Source organism: Pseudoalteromonas sp. RW-H-Ap-1 (assembly GCF_048318575.1).
Lineage (GTDB): Bacteria > Pseudomonadota > Gammaproteobacteria > Enterobacterales > Alteromonadaceae > Pseudoalteromonas.
Genome location: NZ_CP166996.1, coordinates 3463833 through 3471676, shown reverse-complemented (window position 1 = coordinate 3471676; position 7844 = coordinate 3463833). Strand labels below are relative to the sequence as shown.

The 7844-nt window shown below is 39.1% G+C and carries 5 protein-coding genes; 2 read left to right on the top strand and 3 right to left on the bottom strand.

The window, feature by feature from the left end:
- Positions 1-118: 118 nt before the first annotated feature.
- Positions 119-1612: a guanosine-5'-triphosphate,3'-diphosphate diphosphatase gene (gene gppA, locus AB8618_RS16475; RefSeq protein WP_413401077.1), complete on the bottom strand. Its 1494-nt coding sequence runs from the start codon at positions 1610-1612 to the stop codon at positions 119-121.
- Between the two features lie 45 nt (positions 1613-1657).
- Entirely contained in the window at positions 1658-2935 is a 1278-nt protein-coding gene (rhlB, locus tag AB8618_RS16470; protein ID WP_138605404.1) for an ATP-dependent RNA helicase RhlB, read from the bottom strand.
- A gap of 91 nt (positions 2936-3026) precedes the next feature.
- Here rhlB and trxA point away from each other — a divergent pair, with 91 nt between their 5' ends.
- The gene (gene trxA, locus AB8618_RS16465) at positions 3027-3353 is read left to right on the top strand and encodes a thioredoxin TrxA (protein ID WP_008109071.1); all 327 of its coding nucleotides are present in this window, start codon (positions 3027-3029) and stop codon (positions 3351-3353) included.
- Between the two features lie 186 nt (positions 3354-3539).
- On the top strand, positions 3540-4799 hold the full coding sequence (rho, locus tag AB8618_RS16460; protein ID WP_010392671.1) for a transcription termination factor Rho: 1260 nt from the start codon (positions 3540-3542) through the stop codon (positions 4797-4799).
- 78 nt (positions 4800-4877) lie between these two features.
- Here rho and AB8618_RS16455 read toward each other — a convergent pair whose 3' ends face one another.
- Complete coding sequence (locus AB8618_RS16455; RefSeq protein WP_413401076.1) at positions 4878-7700, bottom strand: ATP-binding protein; 2823 nt, start codon at positions 7698-7700, stop codon at positions 4878-4880.
- Positions 7701-7844: the final 144 nt, after the last annotated feature.

Here is a 7844-nt window from a genome sequence, read left to right as displayed (position 1 = left end):
GAGATCCGAAAACAGATCAACCCTTTTTTGAAGAAAACTTGAAATAAATGACTGTTCGCTGGATATTTAGACTAAAAGCTCATTTTAACCACTAAAAACTGCGGAAAAGTAGGTTTAACTAGCTAACTTTAAGTTTCCAACCGCATTTTTTCTGATACTTAATCTCTTGATTTAGTTCACTTGCCATCAGCGGATGCTTTTTTAACCAATTGTTTTCAAATTGAATCGCTAACTCTTCATTCTCAGCTGTTATCTTGAAGTTTGGCAACACGTCATCTTGTCGGCGCATCGATAAAATAACAGCAATACGTAATAGTCGAACAATATACGCAGCAACACTACTATGTGCACCTAAATGATCTAAGCATCCTTTTTGAAGGTCTGAGCGGTGGCTATGTGCTATAGCAACAATTACTTTATGCTCTGATTGCGAAAAACCAGGCATGTCGGTATTTTCTAAAATATAAGCGGTATGTTTATGGTACTGCTTATACTCTATTAATAAACCTATTTCATGCAGCTGCGCGACGGCATTTAAAAGCGGCAATCCACTTTGCGCTGCAACCGGCCAATACTGACTGACTTCATTAGCTAGCAGTAATGCTAAACTTGAAACTCGAGATGCTTGCTTTTGATCAACATGATAACGATTCATAAAACCATCAATAGTGCGTTGACGAATGTCGGTATTATGAAGCTCCGGTAGCATGCTATATAAAACACCTTCACGAAGCGCGCCACCTGCTAATCCCATTTGTTCTATTTCAAGAGACTCAAATAGTGCAATTAAAATAGCCAGCCCAGATACAAACACTAACCGTCGCTCTTCACTTAACCCAGGCAAGTCGAGTTCAGCTATTGTTTTATAAGCTATGGATTGTTGTTTGATGGTGTATAGCTTTTCAAGGGTGAGCATTTCATTTAAGTTTTGTGCCACCATAATTTCTTGAATAGCTTGTACAGTACCTGACGCACCAGAGGCAAGTTGCCAACCAGCCGTTTTATATTCAGGTGCTATTTCATCAATAACATTTCGTGCTGCTTTTATCGCAGCATTAAAGTTTACTTCATTTAATTGGCAATCTTTAAAGTAGCGTTCGAGAAAAGTCACGCAGCCAATATTAAGGCTTTTATAGTGACGCGCTTCAAAACCTTGGCCAATAACAACCTCGGTACTCGCTCCACCAATATCAATAACCAGCTGCTTGCCAGTACATGAAGAGGTATGTGCAACCCCTTTATAAATAGTTCGCGCTTCTAGCTCGCCGCTAATAACATTAACTTTATGCCCTAATATTTCTTCAGCACGTAGTTTAAAGTCGTCGGCGTTGGTTGCTAAGCGAAGTGTTGCAGTGGCAACAATGGTGATGTTCTGCGTGGGAATATCTTGCAACCGCTCTGCAAACAAGGCCAAGCACTCCCAGCCTCGTTGCATAGCCTCTAAGCTCAATAAATTATTATCATCGAGTCCTGCTGCGAGTCTTACTTTACGTTTCACGCGCCCTATAGTTTGCAGGCCGCCCGCCATTGATTTAGCAATAAGCATATGAAAGCTATTTGAGCCTAAATCAATGACTGCATATACATTTTTTTGCGGTTTAAGTTGCCCCACCGTTCAAAAACCTCTAGTTACAAATACAATCAAACTAACGGTCGGTTAAGACCGTCCTTTTTGGTAACCATTATTTGGGCGACGTCCGTTGTTATTACTACGATTACGTGGACCAGTAGAAAAATTACGTTTTCTATGAATAGTCGGCTTCGTTAAATCATCTAGCAATGCACTTTTATCGTAATGTGATAATGGAATGCTGTGCTCAATATATTCTTCAATTTCATGAAGGTTATAAGCATATTGCTCACACGCAAAACTAATTGCATGACCTGAAGCGCCTGCTCGAGCTGTACGACCAATACGGTGAACGTAATCTTCGCAATCATCAGGTAAGTCAAAATTAAATACATGACTTACTTCTGGAATATGCAAACCACGTGCAGCAACATCGGTAGCCACTAAAAAGTCTAGCTCGCCTTTACTAAATTGCGCGAGTATTGACTGGCGTTTCTTTTGGTTTACATCACCGGTGAGCATGCCCACGCGATGTCCGTCTGCTTTTAACCATGCATATACGGTTTCACAGCTATGCTTAGTATTTGCAAAAACAATGGCTTTCTCAGGCCATTCTTCTTCAATCAAGGTTAACAACAGCTTAATTTTATCTTCTTGTGAAGGATGAAATAGCTCTTCTTTAATACGTTTACCTGTTTTTACATCGGGCTCAATTTGCACATGCTCAGGGTTGGTCATATGTTCAAATGCAAGCTCTTGTACACGATACGACAACGTAGCAGAGAATAATAAGTTTAAACGCTCTGACGTATCTGGCATACGACGGAACATATAACGAATATCTTTAATAAAGCCTAAATCGAACATACGATCGGCTTCATCTAGCACGACAACCTCTATTTCATTAAGGGTGTAACAGCCTTGCTTGTACAAATCGATTAAACGACCTGTCGTACCAATTAAAATATCTACGCCTTTTTCTAATTGTGCACGTTGTTTTTCGTAATCTTCGCCACCATATACTAAACCTAAGTTAAGATTACAGTGCGGCGCTAAAATTTTTGCATCTTTGTGTATCTGAATCGCAAGCTCCCGAGTTGGGGCCATGATCAGGGCTCTTGGATGTTTACTAGGTGCTTTGCTAGATTGTAATAACCGGTGGCACGTGGCAGTTAAAAATGCCAATGTTTTGCCTGTACCTGTTTGTGCTTGGCCCGCAATATCGCGCCCTTCACAAATAAAAGGTAGGCATTTAGCTTGAATGGGTGTGCAATATTCAAACCCACTTTCGGTTAACCCGGCAACCACTTCCGGTGCAATAGCAAAGTCTGAAAACTTTTTATCGGTCAAATGTGTCTTAGTCATAGCGTTTAAGCATAACGTTTAAACTTGCAATAAGAAACAAGAGTGTTTAAATACGCACTAAATATTTCGCCTAACTAAACCGGAGAGCGCAATGAGCGAGAAAATAATCCAAATTACCGACGATAGCTTTGAAGCTGACGTATTACAATCAGACAAACCTGTACTAGTAGACTTTTGGGCTGAATGGTGCGGACCGTGTAAGATGATAGCCCCAATTCTAAGCGAAGTTGCTGATGAATTTGATGGTCGTGTAACTATCACTAAATTAAACATTGACCAAAACGCGGGTACACCACCTAAGTTTGGTATTCGTGGTATCCCTACACTACTACTTTTCAAAGACGGTCAAGTAGCTGCAACGAAAGTAGGTGCACTATCAAAAACACAATTAGTTGAGTTTTTAGAAAACAATATCTAAGTATTAATTTTGAAAAAAGGGCTCTCAGCCCTTTTTTTATAATTTATTTTACAGAAATACTGGACGCTGCGGTGATGACCTGCTAGTTTATAAAGCCAACTAATCCTTAGTTATATTCAACAAACCTCACTCAACGATCTAATAAGCGATTTTGAGTATGACAACTGTAATAAAGAACCCACCAATATGCATTTACGCGAATTAAAAGACAAGTCTATAAAAGAGCTTGTAAACCAAGCTGAGTCCATGGGGCTCGAAAACGTAGCCCGCTTGAGAAAGCAAGATATCATTTTTGCAATTCTTAAATCACACGCCAAAGGCGGAGAAAATATCTTCGGTGGTGGTGTTTTAGAAATTTTGCAAGATGGTTTTGGCTTTTTAAGATCATCAGAAGCTTCTTACTTAGCAGGCCCAGATGATATTTATGTATCTCCGAGCCAAATTCGCCGCTTTAGTATGCGTACTGGCGACTCTATTTCAGGTCTTATTCGTCCACCAAAAGACGGTGAGCGTTACTTTGCTCTGCTTAAAGTAAACGAAGTTAACTTTGATAAACCTGAAAACTCTCGCACTAAAATCCTTTTTGAAAACCTAACCCCACTTCATGCAAACGAACGTTTTCGTATGGAACGCGGTAACGGCAGTAAAGAAGATATTACCGCACGAGTTCTTGATTTAGCATCACCAATTGGCCGCGGCCAACGTGGTTTATTAGTAGCACCGCCAAAAGCGGGTAAAACAATGTTGCTACAAAATATTGCACAATCAATCACACATAACCATCCTGACGTTACATTAATGGTTTTACTTATTGATGAACGTCCGGAAGAAGTTACTGAGATGCAACGCCTAGTAAAAGGTGAAGTTATTGCATCAACATTCGATGAGCCAGCTTCTCGCCATGTACAAGTTGCGGAAATGGTTATCGAAAAAGCAAAGCGTTTAGTTGAGCACAAAAAAGACGTTGTTATTTTACTTGATTCGATCACACGTTTAGCACGTGCATATAACACCGTTATTCCATCATCAGGTAAAGTACTCACCGGTGGTGTTGATGCTAATGCGCTACACAAACCTAAACGTTTCTTTGGTGCTGCACGTAACGTTGAAGAAGGCGGTAGCTTAACGATTATTGCAACGGCGCTTATTGATACCGGCTCTAAAATGGATGAAGTTATCTACGAAGAGTTTAAAGGTACAGGTAACATGGAACTACACCTTAACCGTAAAATTGCGGAAAAACGTGTATTCCCTGCTATCGACTTTAACCGCTCGGGCACACGTCGTGAAGAATTACTTACTAAACCAGATGAGCTACAGAAGCTATGGATTTTACGTAAGATAGTCCATGACATGTCAGAAATTGATGCCATGGAATTCTTAATTGATAAACTATCAATGAGTAAAACCAACGATGAGTTTTTTGATTCGATGAAACGTAAGTAAGCTAAACTTTAGTTAAATAAACGTTTTCATGAAAAAAGACACCAAATGGTGTCTTTTTTATTTTCAGAGTAAATTAATTTATTCGTGTTGTTTAAACAGAGCCTGTAAGTTATTCACTAATGTTGTTAGCCTTTGCGTATTTATTTGTGGCTGAAGTAATTCATCGTCTAGCGCTTTTGCCGCTAAGGCTATGTCTTTAAACTCGAACATTTGTGCCGCTCCCAACACTCGATGGCTATCTTTTTGCAGCGCCTGATAATCTGCATCTTGAAAGTGCAGCTCAATAAGCTCGCTTTCTTCGGCTAGACTTTGTTGAAAGCTCGTTACTAAATCACTCATATCAACATGAATCTGTTTAGTTGATACCTCTGTATTTGCAGCATTTAAGTATTTTGCTAGCACAGTATGAAAAGACTCTTTATCGATTGGCTTTGCTAAATAGTCACTAAAGCCAAGTGATAGGTAGTGGTCAATTTCGTGGCTCATGGCATTGGCCGTTAATGCTAAAATAGGCTGCTCATAACCACATTGCTTGAGTAGTTCAAACGCAGAAATACCATCCATAACAGGCATTTGAATATCTAACAGTACTAAATCTGGGTATAGCTTTAAGCTTTGTTCTACTGCTTGCTCACCGTTTTCAACGGCAATCACGTCCAACCCAAGAGAGTGTAAATAACGACTGATCAGTTTGCGGTTATCACTGTGGTCTTCAGCAAGCACCACTTTACCCGATAATAATCTATGTCGCTCATCTGACTTAGCTTGTTGATCGTCGTGGCAAACTTGCTCTTCAACTTGTATACAGGGCAAATAAAATGAAAACTCACTGCCTTTTTTAAACTCACTCTGCACACTTATATAACCCCCCATCATCGCTGCTAATTGCTGCGACAAGCTCAAACCTAGTCCTGTACCACCAAAACGTCGACTAATACTGTTATCTGCTTGGCTAAAACACTCAAAAATAAGTTTAAGTTGAGATGAGCTCATACCAATCCCAGTGTCTTTAATCGAAAAGAGTAACCCTTGCTCGGTTTTACTAACACCAATAGTTACTTGCCCTTTATGAGTAAACTTAATGGCATTAGCACATAAATTAATAAGAATTTGTTTTACTCGCGTTAAATCTAATCGCGTAAAATAGGATTTTTCTAACTGGCAGTCTAAAACTAACGACAAGTCTTTCGCTTTAGTTTGAGGAGAAAACATAGCGTGAATATCGTTGATAAGCTGCACCACATCAAAACAACTAATATTAAGTTCTAACCGGTTTGCCTCGATTTTACTTAAATCCAACACATCATTAATCAAGCTTTTTAAATGCTCACTTTGACGTTGTATTACTCTAAGCTCATCTTGTAACTGTTCCGGCTTGTATAGGCCATTAATAAGATCATCAGTTTGTGCCAAAATAGCAGTTAACGGTGTTCTTATTTCATGGCTTATATTCGCTAAAAACTGGCTTTTCACCTCGTTTGCTTCTCGCAGCTCTTGTGCCACACTTTGTAGCTCTTTGGTGCGCTGTTCAACTTGTTCGCTTAACTTTAACTTCGCTTGCTTTTCTGTTCGGCGTTTGTAAACAGCAATTACCGTAATTAAAATTAATATGGCAACAATCGCTAATAAAAACGTTAATTGTGAACGCTTAGCTATTTGCAATTCTTGTAAGTATTGTTGTTGCTTTAATTGTTTAATTTCTTGGTTTAACTGATTTGATTCAAACTGAATTTGAAATTGACTGACCGCTTTCGAGGCTTCTTCGGTATTAACACTACGCTGATAATCAACATACTGCTGGTGCAAACTTAGCGCTTTTTCATAATCCCCTAGACTTGCATTTATTAGTGCTTCAATTCCTAAGCCATCTTTAATACGCATGCCGTTATTATACTCTTTGGCAAGCTTAATCGAGCGTTCAGAGGTTTGTTTAGCACTTTGCGTATCACCTTGTACAAATTGAACAATTGACAACACATGTAACGCTGCCGCTAGTAAAGACTTATTATCCGCTTCTATTGCAAATTGTTGGCCCGCATTAGCGTGATAAAAGGCAACATCAAATTTATTTAGCTTAAGGTTGATGGTGGCTAAATTTGTATGCTTAGTAGAAAGTTGAAACGCATTATTAACGCTTTGATAGTAACGTAAGGCCAACTGATTATAATGTAGTGCTAATTGGTACTGTCTTGATTCAGTGTAAGCTACTCCCATATTACCGTATGCCTGAGCAACACCATCTTCATCGCCCAGCTCTTGAAAAACTTTTAAAACCTCACGGTACATCTCAAGAGCTGACTCATATCGAGAGAGACGAATATAAATACCGGCAATATTATGTAATATATCGGCCTTATCTTGTGCGCTCCCCTCTTTTTCATAAATTACTTTGGCTTGCTGATAATAATCAAGAGCTAGCTCCATGTTATACATATCAAAATAAGCAAGCCCGATATTACTAAGTAAATTAGCCTGTTTTATCGGACTTTTAAGCGTAATTGCGATGTTTAACGCGCGGCTATAATCAACTACCGCTTGTTGCACTAACCCTTGATAATAAAGCACAACTCCTTGCATTTTAATCGCACGAAAGAAGAATTTAGGCTGATCTTTTAACGTACTACTGGTCTCTAGCAATTTAAAATATTTTAGTGCATTGGCTAAATCACTCTGCGCAAACGCCAGCTCAGCTAAATCACTATAAATAGTAATGCGTTGTAAATTTGGAACATCAGGGTTCGATAAAATATCGGTTGCAAGGCGATACTTTTCAGGCCATGTTTGTTCAAGATTAAACTGCTCAAACAAACTTGGCTGCTCATTTGATAAAGCGTCATTTGATGCGCTACTTAAAACAGCCAAAAGGCCAATAAAGCAGATACGCTTTAACTGAGTCAGCATAAAAATATCCTTAAATCCTTGCTAGCCATAACAAAACGACACCCAAACCAAGTATAAACATGTAATTTAGACCAATTTAAAACAGGCACTCACGCCCACTCCTTGGGGTTTAATGTTCTTTGGGTATATGATAATTTATCCAAG

Excerpts from the sequence above, each read along its gene's own strand:
- rhlB (WP_138605404.1), bottom strand. The coding sequence starts at position 2,935 with ATGACTAAGACACATTTGACCGATAAAAAGTTTTCAGACTTTGCTATT.
- trxA (WP_008109071.1), top strand. The coding sequence starts at position 3,027 with ATGAGCGAGAAAATAATCCAAATTACCGACGATAGCTTTGAAGCTGAC.
- rho (WP_010392671.1), top strand. The coding sequence starts at position 3,540 with ATGCATTTACGCGAATTAAAAGACAAGTCTATAAAAGAGCTTGTAAAC.
- AB8618_RS16455 (WP_413401076.1), bottom strand. The coding sequence starts at position 7,700 with ATGCTGACTCAGTTAAAGCGTATCTGCTTTATTGGCCTTTTGGCTGTT.